Raw genomic sequence first — 21,280 nt, 5'->3', positions numbered from 1 at the left:
ACCACCTCCCAAGCAATTAAGCCTGAATTACTTGACGTCAACCTTGGCGCCAGCGTCTTCGAGCTTCTTCTTGAGGTCAGCAGCTTCGCCCTTGGAAACAGCTTCCTTGACAGCCTTCGGAGCACCTTCAACGAGGTCCTTGGCTTCCTTGAGGCCGAGACCGGTGATGGCGCGGACTTCCTTGATGACGTTGATCTTGTTGGCGCCAGCGTCAACGAGGATAACGTCGAACTCGGTCTTCTCTTCTTCAGCCGGAGCAGCAGCAGCGCCACCGCCAGCAGCAGCAACAGCAACCGGAGCAGCGGCGGAAACGCCCCACTTTTCTTCGAGAAGCTTCGACAGTTCTGCAGCTTCCAGAACGGTCAGCGAGGAGAGGTCTTCAACGATCTTTGCGAGATCAGCCATTTTCTTAGTTCCTTTTGTTCAGTTCGAACTTGGTTTGATAAAACAACGAAAAACCGCCTTATGCGGCTTCGTCCTTCTTGGCGTAGGCCGCAAACACGCGAGCAAGCTGAGCTGCCGGTGCCTGTACGACGCCTGCGATGCGGGTAGCCGGAGTCTGGATCATGCCCAGCAGCTTTGCACGCAGTTCATCAAGCGAAGGCAGGGTCGCAAGCGACTTGACTGCATCCGCGTTGAGCGTCGTCGAACCCATGGCGCCACCGAGAACAACGAGCTTGTCGTTGGTCTTGGCAAAATCCATGACGACCTTGGGAGCCGTGATCGGATCGGCGCTGTATGCTACCAGCGTCTGACCCTTGAAGAGATTTGACATCCCTTCCGACTCCGTACCCTGAAGGGCGATCTTGGCCAGGCGGTTCTTCGCGACTTTGACGGTGCCGCCAGCAGCGCGCATCTTCGAACGAAAATCGTTCATCTGTGCGACTGTGACACCAGCATAGTGGGCCACGACAACCGAACCGGCGCCCTTGAAGGACTCGTTCAGCTCCGTGACGAATTCGCGCTTTTCCGCTCTTTCCACTGCCTATCTCCAGTTGACGGGACTACGACGTGCAGTCCCATCGGGTTTGCCTTTGCCGCGCGGGATCAGAAACGATCCCAAGCGACGCTCGAGGATCCTGTCCCCTGCGGACGCTTCGCAGCGTTCACAAGGCAAGCCGAGGTTCGAACCGAACTTCCACGCCAGGCGTGTTATGAAATTCGGGCCTTACCCGTCTCATGCAGGCGAAGTGATTAAGGCCGAATTTCCAAGGAAAGAAGGCCGCCTGCAATCTCGGACAGGAGTTCCGGGTTTGACCCCGGAAATCTCCGGCCCCGAGGGGCCGGAAATCTTGGTTCCGGACCTTGTGGTCCGGGAAACTTTATCAAGCGGCCGTTACGGTCGCCGGGTCGATCTTGACGCCCGGACCCATGGTCGAGGAGATCGCTACGCGCTTGACGTAGTTACCCTTGGCACCAGCCGGCTTTGCCTTGACGACAGCGTCGGCAAACGCCTTGATGTTTTCTTCGAGAGCCTTGGCGTCGAACGAAGCCTTGCCGATACCGGCATGGACGATACCAGCCTTCTCGACGCGGAACTCGACTGCGCCACCCTTGGAAGCCTTGACGGCGCCGGTGACGTCCATGGTCACGGTGCCGACCTTCGGGTTCGGCATCATGCCGCGGGGGCCGAGAACCTTACCGAGACGACCGACGAGCGGCATCATGTCCGGGGTCGCGATGCAACGATCGAAGTCGATCTTGCCGCCCTGGACGATTTCCAGCAGGTCTTCCGCGCCAACGATGTCAGCGCCAGCAGCGCGGGCTTCGTCAGCCTTGGCGCCGCGTGCGAAGACGGCAACGCGAACGTCACGGCCGGTGCCGTTCGGCAGGTTGACAACGCCGCGTACCATCTGGTCGGCGTGACGCGGGTCAACGCCCAGGTTCATCGCGATTTCGATGGTTTCGTCGAACTTGGCGACGGCACGTTCCTTGACCATGGAGATAGCATCGTTAAGAGCGACGAGCTTGGTCGGATCAACGCCTTCGCGGATTTTCTGAATACGCTTTGCAAGCTTAGCCATGATCAACCTACCACTTCCAGGCCCATGGAGCGGGCAGAGCCCTCAACCATTGCCATTGCGCCTTCGATATCGGCTGCGTTCAGATCCTTCATCTTGGCTTCAGCGATCGTGCGAACCTGAGCCTTGGTGATGGAGCCGGCCTTGCCGCCCTTACCAGGCGTCTTGGAACCGGAGGTGATCTTTGCTTCCTTCTTCAGCCAGTAGGTAACCGGCGGCTGCTTCATCGCGAAGGTGAAGGACTTGTCCTGGTAGTAGGTGATGACGACCGGGATCGGCATACCCTTTTCCATTTCCTGCGTAGCCGCGTTGAACGACTTGCAGAATTCCATGATGTTAATGCCACGCTGACCAAGCGCCGGGCCGATCGGCGGGGACGGGTTTGCCGATCCTGCCTTGACCTGAAGCTTGAGCTGGCCTGCAACTTTCTTAGCCATATCTCTCTGCCTTTACAGTTTGCCGACCTTCCCAACTGCGGGACTGCCGGAACTATGACGACCGGTTTCCCGATCAATTCTGCCGACCCCCTCTTCAGGACCCGGCGGCTGCGGTTGCGTGGTGCGGATGGCCGGTCCGGCTAAGACCCTGATCCTTCCACGCGATGTGCGGGATAGCCCGCAATGCCGGAAACCATGGCTTCCGGCAGTTCATCAGGATCGCGAACGGACGTCGCGACCAACTCTTAAAACTCAGACCTTCTCGACCTGCGCGTATTCGAGGTCGACCGGCGTTGCGCGACCGAAGATCGAAACCTCGACCTTGAGGCGCGAGCGCTCTTCATCGACATCCTGAACGATGCCGTTGAAGGATGCGAACGGACCATCGGAAACGCGGACCTGCTCGCCGATCTCGAAGGAGATCGAAGGCTTCGGACGATCGACGCCGTCCTGAACCTGACCGAGAATGCGCTCGGCTTCATAATCCGGAATCGGAACCGGCTTATTGTCGGAACCGAGGAAGCCCGTCACCTTCGGCGTATTCTTGATGAGGTGATAGGCCTCATCCGTCAGGTTGGCGCGCACGAGAACGTAACCCGGGAAGAACTTGCGCTCGGCATCGACCTTGCGACCGCGACGAACCTCGACAACCTTTTCGGTCGGAACGAGAATCTTTTCGAAAAGATGCTCAAGCCCTTTCTGGCGAGCCTTGTTTTCAATGTCGTCGGCGACCTTCTTCTCGAAGTTCGAATAGGCGTGAACAATGTACCAGCGCGCTGCCATCCCCATACCTCCTCTTAGAGACCGACGTTCAGGATGAGGCCGATACCCCAACCCATCAACTGATCAGCCGCAAAAAAGAAAGCAGCAGCAAAAAAGACCATGACAAAGACCATGAGCGTCGAGATCATCGTCTCGCGCCGCGACGGCCAAGTCACTTTCGCCGTTTCAGCGCGGACCTGCTGCAGAAACGTAAACGGATTAGTTTTCGATGCCATTGAATGCTCACGCCTTAACGGCCCGTAAAGCTGAACTTTCAGCCCCACGCGCCGCGTGTCTGTTTGAACCCTACATAAAGACCGATTCTCGAAATCACAAGAGGTCGCCGGTCTTTTTGCGAAATTAGAGGGAGAGAGCAAGCCCTCTCACCATTTATACATCAGCCATTGCACCGCGGCAACTATCTGCGCTGGATCGAATGGCAGGGGCAGAGGGGCTCGAACCCCCGACCTGCGGTTTTGGAGACCGCCGCTCTACCAACTGAGCTATACCCCTATCACCTCTTGGGCGCCATAAATCTTAGCGGCGCCACATGAGGACTGCGGCTTATTATTCAGTTTGCCGGTGGAAGACAAGCGCCTTTCGTTGAAAAAATTCGGCAATGCCGGAGAATCTTCTCAGCCACCTTTCGTCGCCTGAACCGCAGGGGAAGAAAGAGCCTATCCGCTGGCAGAAACTTAGACTTTCACGTATTTGCGCCAATCGTGTTCTTCCCGAAAGCCAAGAACATCCTTGATCTTCCGGTTTGAAAGCAGCCCCTCATACGTGTCGACCTCGCGACGGAATGACACGTTAGGGAAATACTGCGCGGCCAGTTCGCGCGTCGGCGTATTGGCGGAAACCGTGTCGTTTGCGGCGTTGAAGACCTGATAACCGAGCCCATCTTTCTCGATGCAGAGCTTGACGATCTGCCCGAGGTCGCGGGCATCGATATAGCTCCAGGCGATGCGCTTGCGAATCGACGTGTCGGCGAAATAGGCCGGGAAATTCGCATATTCATGCGGCTCGATGACATTGCCGATTCGCAGCGCGTAGACGTCGGCGCCATAACGCTCGGCAAAGGCGCGCGCCGTCTTCTCATTGACCACCTTGGAAAGCCCGTAGCTGTCCATCGGGTTGACGTCATAGTCCTCTTCCAGCGGAAAATGATGAAAGTCGCGATGCCCTTCGGCAAAGCAGACGCCATAGGTCGTCTCGCTGGATGCGACGACGACCTTGCGCACCCCGAGCTTCACCGCCGCCTCGATGACGTTATAGGTGCCCATCGTGTTGATGCGGAACGTCTCGTTGTCCGGCTTGATCAGGATGCGCGGCACGGCGGCGAAGTGGACGACGGCATCGAAAGGCTGCGGCCCCTGCCCGCCTTCGAGATCCGGGAAGTCGCGGTGCATGGAGAGCACATTGAACATCTGCCCGCTGTCGGTAATGTCGGCGATCAGATTGGTGACACCGGGGCTCTCCAGTGGCGTGAGGTCGATATTGTGGACCTCGTAACCCGCCTCCACCAGATAAGGCACGGCATGGCGCCCAGCCTTGCCCGAACCACCGGTAAACAGAATTCTCTTTTTCATCCTGATCCTCCCAGAAATTGCATTGCCGCGTTTCTAGGTGAAAAGTATGACGATTACCAGTTGGGGACGCCGCGAAGGCCCTTAAAGGCAACAAAAAGAAGGCGTCGCAATCACTTGCGACGCCTTCTTCAATTCAATCAGGCTCAAAGCCGGATCGTCGAGAATTACTCGACGATGGAGGCGACGATGCCGGCGCCGACGGTGCGGCCGCCTTCGCGGATCGCGAAGCGCAGCTTTTCTTCCATCGCGATCGGAACGATCAGCTCGACGTCAACGGTCACGTTGTCGCCAGGCATAACCATTTCCGTGCCTTCCGGAAGCGTCACGATACCGGTCACGTCCGTCGTGCGGAAGTAGAACTGCGGACGGTAGTTCGTGAAGAACGGCGTATGACGGCCGCCTTCTTCCTTCGTCAGGATGTAGGCTTCGGCCTTGAACTTCTTGTGCGGCTTGACCGAACCCGGCTTGCACAGGATCTGACCACGCTCGACGCCGTCACGGTTCACACCGCGAACCAGTGCACCGATGTTGTCGCCGGCCTGGCCCTGGTCGAGCAGCTTGCGGAACATTTCAACGCCGGTCACGGTCGTCTTCGAAGTGGCGCGGATGCCGACGATTTCGACTTCTTCGCCAACCTTGACGATACCGCGCTCGACGCGGCCGGTCACAACCGTACCACGGCCCGAGATCGAGAACACGTCTTCGATCGGCATCAGGAACGGCTGGTCGATCGGGCGCTCAGGCGTCGGGATGTAGGCGTCAACGGCAGCCATCAGCTCGCGAACGGCGTCTTCGCCGATCTTCTTGTCCGAATCTTCGAGAGCAGCCAGAGCCGAGCCCTTGATGATCGGAATGTCGTCGCCCGGGAAGTCGTAGGACGACAGGAGTTCGCGAACTTCCAGTTCGACGAGCTCGAGCAGCTCGGCGTCGTCAACCTGGTCGACCTTGTTGAGGAACACGACGATGGCCGGAACGCCAACCTGACGGGCCAGCAGGATGTGCTCGCGGGTCTGCGGCATCGGGCCGTCAGCGGCCGAGCAAACCAGGATCGCGCCGTCCATCTGGGCAGCACCGGTGATCATGTTCTTGACGTAGTCGGCGTGGCCGGGGCAGTCGACGTGCGCATAGTGACGGTTCGGGGTCTCATACTCGACGTGCGCCGTCGAGATGGTGATGCCGCGCGCCTTTTCTTCCGGCGCAGCGTCGATCTGGTCGTACGCCTTGAACTCGCCGAAGTACTTCGTGATCGCTGCCGTCAGCGACGTCTTGCCATGGTCGACGTGGCCGATCGTGCCGATGTTGACGTGCGGCTTATTGCGCTCAAATTTGCTCTTTGCCATGGGCTAGGTTTCCTGTGATCTATGACAATGGATGCGTCCGGCGGCGCCGGTTTGGGGAGGCGTTTAAGGGTTTCAGAAGAATTGCGCAAGACTTAATTGCGTTGCGCCATACCGGAGCTCCGGTACACCTTGATCCGTCATATGGTGCGCCGGCGACTGCTTTTCCAGTACGGACGCTTTCCGAATGAAAACAACGGAAAAGCCCGGAATGCCGGACACTCTGTCGGCCGGGGAACGACATTCGTTTCAGCTGAATCGGACAGCAGGCGCATTTGATGTGCGCCAGGCTTTTCCCAGCGCCAAGGCAATCCGCGCGACGCTCTCCTCACCCACGGCCCAACATCTTTCGGCGAGATGCTCATCTTTTGCCGTTCCGCGATCGTGAGAATCGCAGCGCAAGGAGACGCCGCGGGTGGAACCGGGAAGCGTGTAGCCCTCCCCGGCGCGGAAAAAACATTAGATAATTCTGGAATACATCAACTAACAGGTGAAATTCCCCCGAATTTCCAATACATTCTTAAGGGTTCGGGTGCTGGAAATGAGGGGATACTGGCATGCAAGGGCTGAAACTGGCCATATATTCCGGCGGCGCGGCGCTGTTTCTGCGCCCGACGGACGTAGCCCGTCGCTCCGGGAACGAGGAACCTGGTACACGCTACAAAAACGATGTCACGACAAAAATGCTTGTCCGATGGTCAGCCGAGCGGGGATATCGCGTGAATAGCCTACCGCATCCCTTCCACTGCGCCTTCCACGATCTTGAAAGCTGTCCGGCAGAACGGGACTGATATCGCACCGTGCGCTGCGACCGCTATTTCACGACATTCGTAAGATTGTGCGATGAGTTGGAGCGGGTAGCGGGAATCGAACCCGCGTATTCAGCTTGGAAGGCTGCTGCTCTACCATTGAGCTATACCCGCGGGGTCATGATCCGTGCAACAGAATGGTGGAGGGAGTTGGATTTGAACCAACGTAGGCTGAGCCAACGGATTTACAGTCCGTCCCCTTTAACCACTCGGGCATCCCTCCATTATTCTGTCAGGATCAAGCGACCAGTATAGGATCGTTTCGGCGCCTCATTTGCGTCAGCGCCTCGTGATCTGGGCGGCTATATGGACGGATGGTTTCCTCCTGTCAACACGACCTTTCAGAAAAAAATGTGATTTTCCGATAGAAAAATCGCAAGCCCGGCAAATCCAGAAAAACGGTTTCGCCCGTAGGCCTTCGCCGATATAAGGCAAGCATGAGCAAAGATAATCCGGGCGACAAGAGCGCCAAAGACACCCACTACGCCACCTTGAGACGCGCCCATCGCGACGCCAAACGCGAGCGTGGCGAGATCCCGACGCCGACGCAGGATCGCCGTTCCAAGAAGAGCAAGGACGATTGGAAGGCCCCGCAGTTGCAGCCGGACCAGGTTCTGCTCTACGGCCTGCACACGGTGCGGGCTGCCCTCGACAATCCGGAACGCCAGATCATCAAGCTTTCGGTCACCCAGAACGCCTTGCAACGACTTGAGATCGGCCCGGTCGACGAATTGAGGTTCCCGGTGGAAATGGTCTCTCCGCAGGATCTCGACAAGATTCTGGGGCCTGACGCGATCCACCAGGGCGTTATGCTCGAAACCCGCCCCCTGCCCGTCCGCCGCCTCTCGGTACTGCAGGATAGCCCGTTGATCCTGGTGCTGGATCAGGTCACAGACCCGCACAATGTCGGCGCCATCATGCGTTCCGCCGTCGCGTTCAACGCCGGCGCGCTGATCACCACCATGCGTCACAGCCCGACGGAATCCGGCGTTCTGGCGAAATCGGCCTCCGGCGCGCTGGAAATGATCCCGTATATCCAGATCACCAATCTCGCCGATGCGCTGGAAGAACTTCACAAGCTTGGCTTCACCTCGGTTGGCCTCGATTCGGAGGGCCCCGCACCGCTCGAAAGCACGTTCTCGGGAACGAAGATCGCGCTGGTTCTTGGCTCGGAAGGCAAGGGCCTGCGTCAGAAGACCCGTGCGACCGTCTCCGCGCTCGCCCGCCTGGACATGCCCGGTGCAATCAAGTCGCTGAATGTATCCAATGCAGCGGCGATCGCCATGTATGCGGCTCGCAGCTACCTGAAGGTTTGAAACTTAGAGCGCTTCACAGAATCACAAAGGCCGGACGAAAACATCGTCCGGCCTTTGCTTGTTACCGTGAGGGCAGAGAACCCTGATCGGAATCAGGCGGCCTTTGAAAAATCGGCCCGCTCTTCGATTTCCTTATGGGCAGCTGCGATCGCAGCCTCTTTCGACTCAGGGCTGATCGCCAGGCCTTCGGCACGAACGAATTCGACATCGGTGATACCAATGAAGGCAAAGACGGAGCTCAGGTAGGTTTCCTGGTGGTCCATGGCGCTGATCGGCGAACCGGCGGAATAGTGACCGCCACGGGTCGAGGCGACGATGACCTTCTTGCCTTTGGCGAGACCTTCGACGCCCGAAGCTGTGTAGCGGAAGGTGGTTCCGGCAACGAGGATGCGGTCGATCCAGGCCTTGAGCTGGCTCGGGATGGTGAAGTTGTACATCGGCGCGCCGACGACGACGACATCAGCGGCAAGAAATTCCTGCAGCGCATCACGGGCAACATCAAGTTCGCCAGCAAGGCCCGCGTCGATGCCTTCGGGATTGGCGGAGGCCGCCATCAGGTGCGAGCCGTTGAGATGAACGAGCGGAGCAGCCGCAACGTCGCGGTAGACGACAGAAGCACCGGCATTTTCAGCCTTCAGCTTTTCGGTGATGGCGGCAGTCAGGGCGCGCGAAACGGAATGATCGCCGAGGATGCCGGAATCGATTTGGAGGATGTTCATGGCAGACCTTCAAGGTTTGAGTAATTCGGTTGCCAGAGATATGAATTGAAAACAATCGCGCGATAAGCCGCCTCTTTTTCCACGATCCGTTTCCTGATAGAAACAATATCGGAAACCATCCGCGCCTTGGACGCGGTTTATCAAGGATTATGTGATGCAGGACCTCAACGATCTCGCGCTGTTTGCCGCTGTCGTGAAGCACAAAGGCTTTTCGGCTGCCGCGCGAAGTCTGAACATTCCAAAGTCAAAGCTCAGCAAACATGTCGCCCGCCTGGAACAGCAGCTGGACGTGCGCCTGCTCGAGCGCTCGACCCGTAAACTCCGCGTCACCGAGATCGGTCAGGCGTTTTACGAACGGTGCGAGACGGTGCTCGCCGGTGTCGAAGCCGCGCAGGCCGTGGTGGAAGCAGCACGCAGCGCGCCTGCGGGCGTGGTGAGGCTGGCAAGCCCCATTGGCTTTACCCCGATGCTGGCCGCCATCTTGCCCGCGTTTCACCGCCGGTATCCCAGTGTTCGCGTGCTCGTCCATACGACCAATCGGCGCATCGATCTGGTAGAGGAGCGCATCGACATCGCGCTCAGGGCCCGCGACGAGCTCGATACGGAGAACCATCTTATCGTGCGCAAGCTTGGCGAAGCCCGCCGTTTTCTCGCGGCAAGCCCGGCCTTCATGGCGCGTCATCCCGAGCTGTCGATCGATACGCTGGCGAAGGTTCAGACACTCTCCATGAATGACATTCATGCCACCGATACCTGGCAGCTCGTTCACAGGGACGGCGAAGAGCGGGAGATCGTCCACCAACCCATCATCGGCTGCGGCGATTTCGGCATCCTGGAACGCGCGGCAATCGAAGGCGTCGGTGTAGGCTTGCTGCCGGATCACCTGTGCGAACGCGGTTTTAAAGCCGGTTTGCTCGTGCCGGTCCTGCCAGACTGGTCTTCCCGCGATGCGATCGTGCACCTGGCCTTCACCTCGAGACACGGTATCCTGCCGGCTGTCAGGGCGTTGATCGACTTTCTGGCGGAAGCGCTCCCGGCCGCCATGACCCGCTGCCGGGAAGTGAGACCCCATCCCGCGATACTTGAAGCAGCGGAATAGGCGCAGACAAGGACTTGGACGGGGCATCCTGTTTTACGGGCGATGAGAGGGCATCATGACGCGGATGCGGCGACGGGGGATCATTCGGCGGCGACGTTTCTCGATCGGCCTTGCGATTGTTGCCGGAACCTCGGTGCTGGCGGGCATGACGGATGCAATCGGCCTTCTGATGGCCGGCAGCTTCGTTTCCTTCATGAGCGGCAATACGACCCGCGCAGCTATCGCGGTTGCCGAAGGCAATATCGACTATGCGTTGCTGCTGCTCGGCGCGATCGCCATGTTCATTGCGGGAAATGCGCTGGGTATCATCGTCGCGCACAATGCCAGCCGTCGCGCCTTTGCCGTGACCGCCACCGTCGCGCTTCTTCTCGCGGCAGCCGCGGTGCTCGGTGAAACCGATTACGCGACGCCGCAACTTTACCTGACCGTTCTTGCGATGGGCGCCATCAATGCGGCTGCCGAGCATGTCGAAGGTCTTCCCATCGGATTGACCTACGTGACAGGTGCCCTCTCCCGCTTCGGCCGCGCCCTCGGTTACTGGCTTCTGGGCGATCCGCGGTCAGGCTGGGGCCTGCAGATCGTGCCGTGGATCGGCATGGGCGTCGGTGCGCTTGCCGGCGCGGTGATGCAGCAGACGTGGGGTGCGGCGTCGCTCTGGGTGGCGTTCTTGTGGGCTTCAATGCTTTCGCTCGCCATCTGGTTCGTGCCGCCGCACATTCAGAAGCGTTTTGCGCAGGCCGTATCCCCCCATCGGAGAAAAGCTGCCAGCTGATCAGTTCGTTTCGCGCTCGATCCGGATGTCGCCGATGTCGTCGATCAGCACCGTCCAGGTCTCCGGCTCCGTCGCGGCCGGATCGGTCTTGAGATAGACAGTCGCAAAAAGGCCGGGTTGCGTGCTGATCCCGTCGGATGTTTCCGGCCTGATATCCGTCACGTAGGCCTTCATCGCAGAGAACTCTTCAAGCTCGGCGGAGGTCACCACCTTCGGCCCCTCCGGCGTTGAGGCAATCTGCTGCAGATAGATGTGGGCATTGCCATCCGGCTGCCGCACGGCGATCAGCTTGTAATAGCCTCGTTGTTTCTGCGCGTCTGCTGCCTTTCCGGCGGGGACGTCAGCCGTTTCATCCGTCTTCGCCTCTCCGGTCAGGTCGAGCACTTCGAGAGGATCGCCGCTTTCCTCCCAGAAACCGGTACTGGTGACGAAGATGATGTTGGCCGGCGGCAACACGTCATCTGCAGCATGCCCGGCCATAACCATTGCCAGGAAGGCAGTGAGTGAAAAAGCGAGAATACGGCACATCAGCTTGGGCTCCGGCGCGATTGCAACGCGCAACATCCGACGCATGAAAGCGCACGGATGCTATGAATTAAACAGCAATACTAGCGGTAGATCGCCTTGGATTTAAGAATGTGTAAAGAGGTGAAGAGATCAATCTTTCCGGAGATCAGTTGTCGAACTGCTCCGCCAGGATGCGATCCGACCACGAATAGTCCGGATCGGAGAGAATACGCGCTGTCGTATTTTCCGATTCCGCGATCCTTACCTTGACGACGGATTTGACCTCGACGTGATCGGCGACCGCGTTGACCGGTCGCTTTTCGTCTTCGAGGATCACGATATCCACCGTCACTTTGTTCGGCAGCAGTGCGCCGCGCCAGCGTCGGGGACGAAAGGCGCTGACCGGAGTGAGGGCCAGAAGCGGTGCCTCAAGCGGCAGGATGGGTCCATGGGCGGAAAGATTGTAGGCCGTCGACCCGGCGGGCGTCGCCAGCAGGATGCCGTCGCAGATCAGTTCTTCCAGCCGCACGCGGCCATCGACCACGATCCGAAGCTTGGCCGCCTGATAGGATTGCCGGAAAAGATAAACCTCGTTGATGGCGAGTGCGCGAAAGCGATTGCCGTCCACGTCCACGGTCTGCATCTCGAGCGGTCGAAAAGCGTTCTCGACCGCCTCGGACAGCCTCTCGGGCAGGTTCTCGGTGCTGTAGCGGTTCATCAGAAAGCCGACGGAACCGCGGTTCATGCCGTAAACCATCTTGCCGGTGTTCATGGTCTTGTGCAGCGTCTGAAGCATGAAGCCATCGCCACCCAGGGCCACGATGACGTCGGCTTCGGCGGCGTCGGCATTGCCGTAGACGGCGATCAACTCTTCGGCAGCCCGCTGCGCGTCATCCGCCGTGGAAGCGACAAAGGCGATACTGTTGAAGCTGCGTGCCATGAAATGCCTGTCTCGAATGAAGACGATCCTGCGGGACGCAACACCTCGCTGAAAATTCAGGGAGTTACGCTGCGCGCCCTCATGGCTGCGCAGCGTCATCATGCACAAAACGTTTCCGCGGAAAAGGCACACAATTCCGCAAGTCGTCCTATTCTCTGATCAGAGGTGCTTTTTGTCAGTCGAGCTCGACGACCTTACCGTTTTCGAGTGTGACCCGGCGATCCATCAATGAGGCAAGCTCGTAATTGTGCGTGGCAATCATCGCAGCAAGCCCCGACTGCTTGACCAGCGCGTCCAGCGCCTCGAAAACATAGCCTGCGGTTTCCGGATCGAGATTGCCGGTCGGCTCATCGGCCAGCAAAACCAGCGGCGCGTTGGCAACCGCACGGGCGATGGCGACGCGCTGCTGTTCACCGCCTGAAAGTTCGGACGGACGATGCTCGGCACGGTGGCCGATGCGCATATAATCGAGAAGCGCCGCCGAGCGCTCACGCGCCTCTGCCTTCGAGAGACCCGCGATGATCTGCGGCATCATGATGTTTTCGATGGCCGAAAACTCGGGCAGCAGATGGTGGAACTGGTAGACGAAGCCGATCTCGTTCCGGCGTATCGAAGTGCGTTGGTGATCGCTCAAATCGCCGCAGGAGACGCCGTTGATCTTGATTTCGCCGGCATCCGGACGCTCGAGCAGGCCCGCCAGATGAAGCAGGGTCGACTTGCCCGTGCCCGAAGGCGCGACAAGCGCAACCGTCTGCCCGGCCTTCAGCGCGAAATCCACGCCTTTCAGGATCGACAGCGAGGTTTCACCCTGATCGTAGTGGCGTTCGACGCCGGTAAGCTGCAATGCCACGCGTGCGGCCATCGTGTCGTAATCCCTGTTATTCGTACCGCAGCGCCTGCACCGGATCGAGGCGCGAGGCGCGCCAGGCCGGGAAGATCGTCGCGAGGAAGGAAAGGCCGATTGCCATCAGCACGACCGAGATCGTTTCGCCGGGGTTCATGTCGGCGGGCAACTGGCTGAGGAAATAGAGTTCCGGATTGAACAGCGTCTCGCCGGAAAGCCAGGAAAAGAACTGGCGGATCGATTCGATGTTGAGGCAGACGACAACACCGAGCAGCACGCCGGCAAACGTGCCGACGATCCCGATCGCCGCGCCCGTCATGAAGAAGATGCGCATCACGGAGCCGGAGGTCGCGCCCATGGTGCGTAGGATGGCGATGTCGCTGCCCTTGTCCTTCACCAGCATGATGAGGCCCGAAACGATGTTCAGCGCCGCCACCAGCACGATCAGCGTCAGGATCATGAACATGACGTTGCGCTCCACCTGCAGAGCGGAGAAAAAGGTCTTGTTGCGGTCCCGCCAGTCGCTGATCAGCACCTGACGGGCGGCCGCATCTTCCACCGGCTGGCGAAGGCTATCGACCATATCGGGATTGGCCACAAAGAGTTCTATGGATTGGGCGATACCTTCTGCATTGAAATAAAGCTGCGCTTCTTCCAGCGGCATGAAGATGATCGACGCGTCATATTCCGACATGCCGATTTCGAATATGCCCGAAACCGTGTAGGACTTGACCCGCGGATTGACGCCCATCGGGGTCACGTCACCCTCGGGCGAGACAAGCGTAATCGTGCCGCCGGCCTGAAGGCCGAGCTGGTCGGCCATGCGCGAGCCGATCAGGACGCCGGTTCCCGCTGCGAAACCGACGAGATCGCCGGTCTTCAGATTGTCCGAGATCGATTTCATCTTGGCGAGATCGTCCGCGCGCACGCCACGAACGAGCGCGCCGGTCCCTGCTCCACCGGGACCGGAGGCCAGCGTCTGACCCTCGATCAGCGGGATCGCCATGGTGACGCCTGGAATCGCGGAAAACTTCGTTGCCAGATCGCCGTAGTTGTTCAGCGGTCCGTCGAGGGTCTGCACCATCATATGGCCGTTGATGCCGAGAATGCGCGAGATCAGCTCCGTGCGGAAACCGTTCATCACGGCCATCACGATGATTAGCGTCGCAACGCCAAGCATGATGCCGATGAAGGAGAAGCCGGCGATCACCGAAATAAACGCCTCCTTCCGCCGCGAGCGCAAGTAGCGCCAGGCCACCATGCGCTCGAAATAGGAAAACGGACGGGTCGACGACGGACGGAGGGCCGCCTGTTCCTGATCTGCCGTGGCGACGCTCATTCTTTTTTCCTTACTTCGAAGCCGTCAGCTTGTTGATCGCCGCTTCGATCGACATGGTTTCGCGGGCGCCGGTCCTGCGATCCTTGACCTCAACCTCGCCGGCAGCGATGGAACGCGGGCCGGCAATGATCTGGACGGGAACACCGATCAGGTCGGCCGTTGCAAATTTGGCGCCGGCGCGGTCGTCCGTGTCATCATACAGCGTATCGAGCCCGGCCTTGGTGAGGGCGGCATAGATCGTTTCGCAGGCAGCGTCACACGCAGCGTCGCCCGCCTTCATGTTGATGACGACAGCGTTGAACGGTGCGATCGCATCCGGCCAGATGATGCCGTTTTCGTCATGCGAGGCTTCGATGATCGCCGGCACGAGACGGGTCGGGCCGATACCGTACGAGCCCATGTGGACCGTGTGCTCCTTGCCGTCCGGACCCTGAACCTTGGCGCCCATGGCTTCGGAATACTTGGTGCCGAAATAGAAGATGTGACCCACTTCGATACCGCGGGCCGACACCTTGGCATCATCCGGGATAGCGTTGAAGGCAGCTTCGTCGTGCATTTCGGATGTGGCCGCATAGAGCGACGTCCACTTCTCGAAAATACCCTGCAAGCCGGCAACATCATCGAAATTGGTGTCCTCAGCCGGAATATCGAAGCCGAGGAAATCCTTGTGGCAGAACACTTCCGACTCGCCGGTCTCTGCAAGGATGATGAACTCGTGGCTGAGATTGCCGCCGATCGGGCCGGTATCGGCGCGCATCGGAATGGCGCGCAGTCCCATGCGCGAAAAGGTGCGCAGGTAAGCAGCGAACATACGGTTGTAGGCGTGTTCCGCCCCTTCGCGGTTCAGGTCGAAGGAATAGGCGTCCTTCATCAGAAATTCGCGCGAGCGCATGGTGCCGAAACGCGGACGGATCTCGTCACGGAACTTCAATTGAATGTGATAGAGATTGAGCGGCAGGTCCTTGTAGGACTTTACATAGGACCGGAAAACGTCCGTGATCATCTCTTCGTTGGTCGGACCATACAGCATTGGACGATCCTGACGATCCTTGATGCGCAGCATCTCCTTGCCATAGGCGTCGTAGCGACCGCTTTCCTGCCAGAGTTCGGCCGACTGCAGCGTCGGCATCAGAAGCTCAACAGCACCGGAGCGATTCTGCTCTTCGCGAATGATCGCGTTCACCTTGTCCAAGACGCGCTTGCCGAGCGGCAGCCAGGTATAGATACCGGACGAGTTCTGCTTGATCATGCCCGTGCGCAGCATCAGCCGGTGGGATACGATTTCCGCTTCCTTCGGATTTTCCTTAAGGATCGGCATGAAAAAGCGGGACAGGCGCATGAAGGGGTTCCGGTACTTGAAGCATCCCGCCCTATCGGTTGAATCAGGCGAAATAAGGTTGAGCTTGCACGTCTCGCACCGGCATTTTCAAGCGCCGAACGGACCGTGCCGTTGGAATTTCAGTGAAGCGTGGAAATACGAATTGTTCATCAATTCGAGAGATTCCGCCCAAGCCGTTCATAGACGCTTCGCCGCGGGAAGAAAACCCGTCATTTCTGCGGGCGCCACCACACCTTACGTCAGGCTGGCAGCAAAGCAGGTTTGGCGCAAACACCGCTCCAAAAGGACATGCAGTAACAGGAATGTGATATTGATTGTCAAACGAAAAATTTTACCCGAGTGTCGCAAAAATGCAAAAAAATCGGATGACAACGCCCAAGCTATGAGCTAGTTTCGGCTCACAAAAGAGGCAGGGAGATTAAATTCTTGTCGATTTCGCGGTCAAGTCTTGGGAGGATAAGATCTTAGGCGCGTTTACCCGCTGCCACCGGAAACGGATAAGGATCACGCGATACTTTAAAAACAAGGCTTTCAGCCTTGTTTTTTTTTGGTTTTCACACGACTCAATCCAAGTACGAAGGCGATCTCAGCTCGAAATGTGCCGATTTCAAGGCTGAAACTGGCCTTATTTTTACCTGACTCTGCGTAAGCCGGGTGCAACGGAATATTATTTCTCACATAGAAGAATTTTTCATGCACGTCCGAACGAGTGTGACGCGCTCACGTCGGAAGGACGGGCGTCCCGTTCTGGCACGTTGGCTCAGTAAAATTTCGGTGCAAATTGCGGGATGGAATCGAGGCCATAACCGAGCTTCACCGACACCACGTACCAGGCCAGATGAATGATGGCCGCCAGGACGGACGTCATCGCAAAAACCCTGAGCGCGCGGAACCGCGCCGGTGCGCTTTCCGCCGAGCCGGGCACCACCTCATTCTCCTCCGCCTGGGTTCTAAGCCCAAGTGGCAGGACGATGAACAGGGTTAGCCACCAGATGATGAAATAGATGGCGAAAGTGGAAAAGACCGGCATTCGATACCATCCCTGAAAAGCTGCCGCAGCAAGCGCGTGTCTCTTGATGGGCGCTTATAGCGCCTGCGCAGGACCCCGGCAAATGCGCCGCCAGCGCCTAACTGTCACACCTGTTCCAGCTCGATCAACGTCCCGAAGAAATCTTTCGGATGCAGGAAAAGAACCGGCTTTCCGTGGGCACCGATCTTGGGATTGCCATCCCCCAGCACGCGCGCACCGCCGGCGACCAGCGCATCGCGAGCATGCAGAATATCGGCGACTTCGTAGCAGATATGATGCATGCCGCCAGACGGGTTTTTCTCAAGAAAAGCCGCAATCGGCGAGCCCTCCCCGTATGGCGCCAGCAATTCGACCTTGGTGTTTTCGAGTTCGACGAAAACCACACGCACGCCATGTTCCGGCAGCGTATCCGGCTCTGTCACCGTGGCGCCCAAAGTTTCTCGATATCGGACAGCGGCAGATTCGAGATCCGGCACGGCGAGCGCGATGTGGTTGACCCGACCGAGCATGGATCAGACCTTGTTGACGAAAACGGTCACGAGCGGCTTCTTGCCCCAGACATCGTTGGCCGTGCCCCGCACCGCGCGGCGGACAGCTTCCTTGACGGTCGCCAAATCCTTTCGCTTGCCGCGCGGAATGCTCTCGACTGCGCCAAGCACGGCGTCATAGAGCGTGTCTTCCATGCTCTCGCCCTCGTCGTCGAATTCCGGCAGGCCGATGGTCACGACTTCCGGGTCGTCGGTGAAATCGTAGCGCTCGTCGAGGAGCACGTTGACGATGACATGGCCGGCGAAGGAGAGCTTGCGACGCTCGCCAATGCCCATCTCGTCATAGTCGCCGATCAGGTCGCCGTCCTTGTAGATACGGCCATGCGGCGCTTCGCCGATGACTTCAGGCGCGCCCGGCGCCAGTCGCAGGATATCGCCGTTGCGCATCCTCGGCACGGTCTTGATACCGGATTGCAGCGCAAGCTCGCCTTGAGCCACCAGATGCGCCGCCTCGCCATGCACCGGCACCACCATCTGCGGTCGGACCCAGCTGTACATCTGCTGCAATTCATGACGACGCGGATGGCCGGAGACGTGCACCAACGCCTCGTTGTCGGTGACGATATGAATGCCCTGCTCCACCAAACCGTTCTTGATGTCGTTGATCGCCTTCTCGTTGCCGGGAATCGCGCGCGAGGAAAAGACGACCGTATCGCCAGCGCTGAAGGCGACATTGCGCATCTCGTCCCGGGCGATCTTGGCCAGCGCCGCACGCGGCTCGCCCTGGCTGCCGGTGAGGATCACGACCACCTTGTCACGCGGAATGAAGCCAAACTCATCCTCGGCGATGAACGGAGCAACACCCTCCATCAGACCGACATCGCGCGCGACGGCGACGACGCGCTTCATCGAGCTGCCAAGCAGCAGCACTTCGCGACCGGCGGCGGCGGATGCCTTGGCGATCGAGCGGATACGGCCGACATTCGAGGAGAAGGTGGTGATCGCAACGCGGCCCTCAGCGCTCTCGATGATCCTTGTCAGGCTCTCCGAAACCTCCTCTTCGGAGGGAGAGACACCGTCGCGCATGGCGTTGGTGCTGTCACACATCAGCGCCAGAACGCCCTCGTCGCCCACCTGGCGGAAGCGGTTCTCATCGGTGAAGGGCCCAAGCGAAGGCGCATGGTCGATCTTCCAGTCGCCGGTGTGGACGACGTTGCCCAGCGGCGTGCGAATGACCAGAGCCATCGGCTCCGGGATCGAGTGGTTGACGCCGATGGCTTCGATTTCGAACGGACCGACATTGATGCGGTCGCCTTCCTTGAAGATCGTCACCGGAACATCCGCACGGCTGCGCTCGTAGTTGCGCTTGGCTTCCAGCATGCCGGCCGTAAAGGGCGAGGCATAGACCGGGACATTGAGGCCCGGCCAGAGATCGGCAAGCGCGCCATAGTGGTCCTCGTGGGCGTGGGTGATGATGATGCCCTTCAGGTTCTTGCGCTGTTCGGCAAGGAACCGGATATCGGGGAGCACGAGATCGACGCCGGGCAGATCGAGCCCCGGAAAGGTTACGCCGCAATCGACCATGATCCACTGGCGGCTGGCCGCCGGGCCATAGCCGTAAAGGCCAAGGTTCATGCCGATTTCGCCGACGCCGCCCAGGGGCAGGAAGACCAGTTCTTCTTGTTTGCTCATAAGCTGAGTGTGCCTTGTTTTATCCGAAAAATACATCGCCGGCGGCGATACGCTCGATCATCCCTGACCCGAGGTCAAGGACCAAACGGCCATCTTCGTCGATGCCTGTGAAAATCCCGACAAGCGAACGGTCGGGAAGATTGACTGTAATTTTTTGACCGATGCCGGCCGCACCGGAACGCCAGCGCTCGATGACCTCGGCGATGCCCTCGCCCCGGTTCCACAGCGCCAGCATCTGCGCCATCGTCTGGTAGTAATGCGCAAAAAGCTCGTCCGGCGATACGCTCGATCCCTCTGCCCGAAGGCTGGTGACCGGGTAGAGGCCGTGATCCGGCAGGACAGCAATGTTGATGCCGCAACCGATAACTAGGGCCTGCCGTCCATCCGGCAAACGTTCGCCTTCCAGCAAGATGCCGCAAGTCTTCTTGCCGCCGATCATGACATCGTTCGGCCATTTGATGGTGACCGGGTTGCCGCCCGGCGGCATGACCGCACGGATCGCATCATAAACCGCAACGGCGACGGCCAAAGGCAGAGAGCCGAGCTTTTCGATGGGCGCGGGATCGATCAGAAGCAGGGAAGAATAGAGATTGCCGGGCTCCGACATCCAGCTTCGGCCGCGGCGACCACGACCGGCTGTCTGCCTCACTGCTGTGATCCAGTGGTGACCTGGATCGCCCTTACGGGCGAGAGCCAGGGCTTCCGTATTGGTGGAGCCGACTTCACCGAGTTCAGTGTGCCTGAAGTCGGGCAGCGATGACCTGCCCGACCCGGCTTCAATGCTCAAAAGAACGTCCGTGCCGCGACTTCAGCGGCAGTGCCGATCGGCCCGCCGATCAGCACATAGGCAAGAACGAACAGACCACTTAGACCATAGACCAGCTTCAGCGAACCGGATGGACGGGCAAACTCGCCCTTCGGCTCGTCGAACCACATGACCTTGACTACGCGCAGATAGTAGTATGCGCCGACGACGGAGCCGAGAACACCGATGATGGCGAGCGCATACAACTGCGCCTCGATCGCCGCCATGAACACGAAGTATTTCGCGAAGAAGCCGGCGAGCGGCGGAATGCCGGCGAGCGAAAACATCATGATGGTGATGACGGTCGCCATGAAGGGGTTGGTCTGGGAAAGACCAGCGAGATCGTCGATATTCTCGCGGGCTTCTCCGTCCTTCTGGCGCATGGCCATGATGCAGGCAAAGGTGCCGAGCGTCATGACGACATAAACCAGCATATAGATCAGCACGCCGCGCACGCCGGCCTCGGAGCCGCTTGCGAGACCGACGAGCGCGTAACCCATGTGACCGATGGACGAATAGGCCATCAGTCGCTTGATGTTGCGCTGGCCGATCGCCGCGAACGAGCCGAGCAGCATCGAAGCGATGGAGATGAACACGATGATCTGCTGCCAGTCGGCCTGTACGGGCTCGAAGGGCGAGATGACGATGCGGATCAGCATGGCCATGGCCGCAACCTTCGGGGCCGCAGCAAAGAAGGCGGTCACCGGCGTCGGCGCGCCTTCGTAAACGTCCGGCGTCCACATATGGAACGGCACGGCCGAGATCTTGAAGGCAAAACCGGCAAGAACGAAGACGAGACCAAAGACCAGACCGAGCGAACGGCCTTCCGCAGACAGCGCGGCAGCAATTTCAGTGAAGCCGGTATGGCCGGTGAAGCCGTAGACCAGCGACATGCCGTAAAGCAGCATGCCCGAGGACAGAGCGCCAAGGACGAAGTATTTCAGGCCCGCTTCCGTGGAGCGCACGTTGTCGCGGTTGATCGCAGCGACGACGTAAAGCGCCAGCGACTGCAGTTCGAGACCGAGATAGACGGCGATCAGATCGTTGGCCGAGATCATCAGCAGCATGCCCAGCGTCGCAAGAAGCAACAGCACCGGATATTCGAACTTGTCGATGCCCGTGAGGCGCGCCTGCCCCGCGGACATGAAGATCGCAACGATCGAGCCGCCGAGGGTCAGCACCTTCATGAAGCGACCGAAGGCATCGGAGACGAACACGCCGTTATAGGCGGTGCCATCGTTGGTGCCCCAGATCAGAACCGCGCCGGCGACAGCGAGGATGACGATGGCGAGCCATGTGGCGACAGCCGGCTTTTCGCCGGTGAAGACGCCGACCATCAGCAGGAACAGGGCGCCCATCGCCAGAATGACTTCCGGCAGCGACAGGTGCAAACTTGCAAGGATTGTTTCAGCAGTCATGTTCAATCACGTCCTGT

22 protein-coding genes and 3 tRNA genes are annotated in these 21,280 nt (G+C 59.2%); 3 read left to right on the top strand and 22 right to left on the bottom strand.

The features are described 5' to 3' along the window. Positions 1-27: 27 nt before the first annotated feature. The 11 genes from rplL to BLX89_RS00540 all read right to left on the bottom strand — a co-directional run bounded on the left by rplL (position 28) and on the right by BLX89_RS00540 (position 7,178). A complete protein-coding gene (gene rplL, locus BLX89_RS00590) occupies positions 28-405 on the bottom strand; it encodes a 50S ribosomal protein L7/L12 (protein ID WP_075288723.1) in 378 nt (125 codons plus the stop codon). Positions 406-463: 58 nt separating this feature from the next. Then, the gene (gene rplJ / locus BLX89_RS00585) at positions 464-982 is read right to left on the bottom strand and encodes a 50S ribosomal protein L10 (protein ID WP_075288722.1); all 519 of its coding nucleotides are present in this window, start codon (positions 980-982) and stop codon (positions 464-466) included. A 343-nt stretch (positions 983-1,325) separates the two neighbouring features. Continuing rightward, on the bottom strand, positions 1,326-2,024 hold the full coding sequence (gene rplA / locus BLX89_RS00580; protein WP_075288721.1) for a 50S ribosomal protein L1: 699 nt from the start codon (positions 2,022-2,024) through the stop codon (positions 1,326-1,328). Positions 2,025-2,026: 2 nt separating this feature from the next. Then, positions 2,027-2,458, bottom strand: a complete 432-nt coding sequence (rplK, locus tag BLX89_RS00575; RefSeq protein WP_075288720.1) for a 50S ribosomal protein L11 — start codon at positions 2,456-2,458, stop codon at positions 2,027-2,029. A 252-nt stretch (positions 2,459-2,710) separates the two neighbouring features. Continuing rightward, a complete protein-coding gene (gene nusG / locus BLX89_RS00570; RefSeq protein ID WP_056323228.1) occupies positions 2,711-3,241 on the bottom strand; it encodes a transcription termination/antitermination protein NusG in 531 nt (176 codons plus the stop codon). 14 nt (positions 3,242-3,255) lie between these two features. Continuing rightward, positions 3,256-3,456, bottom strand: coding sequence for a preprotein translocase subunit SecE (gene secE, locus BLX89_RS00565; protein WP_075288719.1), 201 nt, complete (start codon positions 3,454-3,456; stop codon positions 3,256-3,258). Between the two features lie 201 nt (positions 3,457-3,657). Next, positions 3,658-3,733: transfer RNA gene (locus BLX89_RS00560), tRNA-Trp, on the bottom strand. Between the two features lie 182 nt (positions 3,734-3,915). Beyond that, positions 3,916-4,809 (bottom strand): NAD-dependent epimerase/dehydratase family protein, encoded by an 894-nt coding sequence (locus tag BLX89_RS00555; RefSeq protein ID WP_075288718.1) that lies wholly within the window; start codon positions 4,807-4,809, stop codon positions 3,916-3,918. 164 nt (positions 4,810-4,973) lie between these two features. Next, the gene (gene tuf, locus BLX89_RS00550) at positions 4,974-6,149 is read right to left on the bottom strand and encodes an elongation factor Tu (protein WP_075288717.1); all 1,176 of its coding nucleotides are present in this window, start codon (positions 6,147-6,149) and stop codon (positions 4,974-4,976) included. Positions 6,150-6,995: 846 nt separating this feature from the next. Further along, positions 6,996-7,069 (bottom strand) — tRNA-Gly (locus BLX89_RS00545). Positions 7,070-7,093: 24 nt separating this feature from the next. Beyond that, positions 7,094-7,178: transfer RNA gene (locus BLX89_RS00540), tRNA-Tyr, on the bottom strand. Between the two features lie 214 nt (positions 7,179-7,392). Here BLX89_RS00540 and rlmB point away from each other — a divergent pair. Continuing rightward, complete coding sequence (gene rlmB / locus BLX89_RS00535) at positions 7,393-8,271, top strand: 23S rRNA (guanosine(2251)-2'-O)-methyltransferase RlmB (protein ID WP_075288716.1); 879 nt, start codon at positions 7,393-7,395, stop codon at positions 8,269-8,271. A 92-nt stretch (positions 8,272-8,363) separates the two neighbouring features. Here the strand turns inward: rlmB and BLX89_RS00530 are convergent, their stop codons facing one another. Continuing rightward, positions 8,364-8,990, bottom strand: a complete 627-nt coding sequence (locus BLX89_RS00530) for an FMN-dependent NADH-azoreductase (RefSeq protein ID WP_075288715.1) — start codon at positions 8,988-8,990, stop codon at positions 8,364-8,366. Between the two features lie 154 nt (positions 8,991-9,144). On the opposite strand from BLX89_RS00530, the gene BLX89_RS00525 reads away from it, so the two are divergent. Both BLX89_RS00525 and BLX89_RS00520 read left to right on the top strand, forming a co-directional pair. Beyond that, on the top strand, positions 9,145-10,089 hold the full coding sequence (locus BLX89_RS00525; protein WP_075288714.1) for a LysR family transcriptional regulator: 945 nt from the start codon (positions 9,145-9,147) through the stop codon (positions 10,087-10,089). Positions 10,090-10,144: 55 nt separating this feature from the next. Further along, positions 10,145-10,861 (top strand): YoaK family protein, encoded by a 717-nt coding sequence (locus BLX89_RS00520; RefSeq protein ID WP_075288713.1) that lies wholly within the window; start codon positions 10,145-10,147, stop codon positions 10,859-10,861. Here the strand turns inward: BLX89_RS00520 and BLX89_RS00515 are convergent, their stop codons facing one another. From BLX89_RS00515 to nuoN, 10 genes are all read right to left on the bottom strand, one after another. Next, positions 10,862-11,389: a hypothetical protein gene (locus BLX89_RS00515; RefSeq protein WP_075289205.1), complete on the bottom strand. Its 528-nt coding sequence runs from the start codon at positions 11,387-11,389 to the stop codon at positions 10,862-10,864. 145 nt (positions 11,390-11,534) lie between these two features. Next, the gene (locus tag BLX89_RS00510; RefSeq protein ID WP_075289204.1) at positions 11,535-12,308 is read right to left on the bottom strand and encodes an NAD kinase; all 774 of its coding nucleotides are present in this window, start codon (positions 12,306-12,308) and stop codon (positions 11,535-11,537) included. Between the two features lie 175 nt (positions 12,309-12,483). Further along, entirely contained in the window at positions 12,484-13,170 is a 687-nt protein-coding gene (locus tag BLX89_RS00505) for an ABC transporter ATP-binding protein (RefSeq protein ID WP_075288712.1), read from the bottom strand. 16 nt (positions 13,171-13,186) lie between these two features. After that, positions 13,187-14,491, bottom strand: a complete 1,305-nt coding sequence (locus BLX89_RS00500; protein WP_075288711.1) for a lipoprotein-releasing ABC transporter permease subunit — start codon at positions 14,489-14,491, stop codon at positions 13,187-13,189. Positions 14,492-14,501: 10 nt separating this feature from the next. Further along, positions 14,502-15,830, bottom strand: coding sequence for a proline--tRNA ligase (gene proS / locus BLX89_RS00495; RefSeq protein ID WP_075288710.1), 1,329 nt, complete (start codon positions 15,828-15,830; stop codon positions 14,502-14,504). Positions 15,831-16,590: 760 nt separating this feature from the next. Next, on the bottom strand, positions 16,591-16,860 hold the full coding sequence (locus BLX89_RS00485) for a DUF1467 family protein (protein ID WP_075288709.1): 270 nt from the start codon (positions 16,858-16,860) through the stop codon (positions 16,591-16,593). 104 nt (positions 16,861-16,964) lie between these two features. Next, entirely contained in the window at positions 16,965-17,369 is a 405-nt protein-coding gene (mce, locus tag BLX89_RS00480) for a methylmalonyl-CoA epimerase (protein WP_075288708.1), read from the bottom strand. A gap of 3 nt (positions 17,370-17,372) precedes the next feature. Further along, complete coding sequence (locus BLX89_RS00475) at positions 17,373-19,040, bottom strand: ribonuclease J (RefSeq protein ID WP_075288707.1); 1,668 nt, start codon at positions 19,038-19,040, stop codon at positions 17,373-17,375. Between the two features lie 19 nt (positions 19,041-19,059). Next, the gene (locus BLX89_RS00470) at positions 19,060-19,827 is read right to left on the bottom strand and encodes a biotin--[acetyl-CoA-carboxylase] ligase (RefSeq protein ID WP_075288706.1); all 768 of its coding nucleotides are present in this window, start codon (positions 19,825-19,827) and stop codon (positions 19,060-19,062) included. Next, complete coding sequence (gene nuoN / locus BLX89_RS00465; protein ID WP_075288705.1) at positions 19,824-21,263, bottom strand: NADH-quinone oxidoreductase subunit NuoN; 1,440 nt, start codon at positions 21,261-21,263, stop codon at positions 19,824-19,826. Before nuoN ends, BLX89_RS00470 begins: the two co-directional genes overlap by 4 nt. Positions 21,264-21,280: the final 17 nt, after the last annotated feature.

Source organism: Pararhizobium arenae, from assembly GCF_001931685.1.
Taxonomy (GTDB): Bacteria; Pseudomonadota; Alphaproteobacteria; order Rhizobiales; family Rhizobiaceae; genus Pararhizobium; species Pararhizobium arenae.
This window is presented reverse-complemented; position numbering and strand designations above follow the sequence as displayed.

Excerpts from the sequence above, each read along its gene's own strand:
- BLX89_RS00475 (WP_075288707.1), bottom strand. The coding sequence starts at position 19,040 with ATGAGCAAACAAGAAGAACTGGTCTTCCTGCCCCTGGGCGGCGTCGGC.
- BLX89_RS00510 (WP_075289204.1), bottom strand. The coding sequence starts at position 12,308 with ATGGCACGCAGCTTCAACAGTATCGCCTTTGTCGCTTCCACGGCGGAT.
- BLX89_RS00525 (WP_075288714.1), top strand. The coding sequence starts at position 9,145 with ATGCAGGACCTCAACGATCTCGCGCTGTTTGCCGCTGTCGTGAAGCAC.
- nusG (WP_056323228.1), bottom strand. The coding sequence starts at position 3,241 with ATGGCAGCGCGCTGGTACATTGTTCACGCCTATTCGAACTTCGAGAAG.
- BLX89_RS00555 (WP_075288718.1), bottom strand. The coding sequence starts at position 4,809 with ATGAAAAAGAGAATTCTGTTTACCGGTGGTTCGGGCAAGGCTGGGCGC.
- BLX89_RS00530 (WP_075288715.1), bottom strand. The coding sequence starts at position 8,990 with ATGAACATCCTCCAAATCGATTCCGGCATCCTCGGCGATCATTCCGTT.
- nuoN (WP_075288705.1), bottom strand. The coding sequence starts at position 21,263 with ATGACTGCTGAAACAATCCTTGCAAGTTTGCACCTGTCGCTGCCGGAA.
- tuf (WP_075288717.1), bottom strand. The coding sequence starts at position 6,149 with ATGGCAAAGAGCAAATTTGAGCGCAATAAGCCGCACGTCAACATCGGC.
- rplK (WP_075288720.1), bottom strand. The coding sequence starts at position 2,458 with ATGGCTAAGAAAGTTGCAGGCCAGCTCAAGCTTCAGGTCAAGGCAGGA.
- proS (WP_075288710.1), bottom strand. The coding sequence starts at position 15,830 with ATGCGCCTGTCCCGCTTTTTCATGCCGATCCTTAAGGAAAATCCGAAG.
- BLX89_RS00515 (WP_075289205.1), bottom strand. The coding sequence starts at position 11,389 with ATGTGCCGTATTCTCGCTTTTTCACTCACTGCCTTCCTGGCAATGGTT.
- rlmB (WP_075288716.1), top strand. The coding sequence starts at position 7,393 with ATGAGCAAAGATAATCCGGGCGACAAGAGCGCCAAAGACACCCACTAC.
- BLX89_RS00520 (WP_075288713.1), top strand. The coding sequence starts at position 10,145 with ATGACGCGGATGCGGCGACGGGGGATCATTCGGCGGCGACGTTTCTCG.
- mce (WP_075288708.1), bottom strand. The coding sequence starts at position 17,369 with ATGCTCGGTCGGGTCAACCACATCGCGCTCGCCGTGCCGGATCTCGAA.
- BLX89_RS00485 (WP_075288709.1), bottom strand. The coding sequence starts at position 16,860 with ATGCCGGTCTTTTCCACTTTCGCCATCTATTTCATCATCTGGTGGCTA.
- secE (WP_075288719.1), bottom strand. The coding sequence starts at position 3,456 with ATGGCATCGAAAACTAATCCGTTTACGTTTCTGCAGCAGGTCCGCGCT.
- rplL (WP_075288723.1), bottom strand. The coding sequence starts at position 405 with ATGGCTGATCTCGCAAAGATCGTTGAAGACCTCTCCTCGCTGACCGTT.
- BLX89_RS00505 (WP_075288712.1), bottom strand. The coding sequence starts at position 13,170 with ATGGCCGCACGCGTGGCATTGCAGCTTACCGGCGTCGAACGCCACTAC.
- BLX89_RS00500 (WP_075288711.1), bottom strand. The coding sequence starts at position 14,491 with ATGAGCGTCGCCACGGCAGATCAGGAACAGGCGGCCCTCCGTCCGTCG.
- rplA (WP_075288721.1), bottom strand. The coding sequence starts at position 2,024 with ATGGCTAAGCTTGCAAAGCGTATTCAGAAAATCCGCGAAGGCGTTGAT.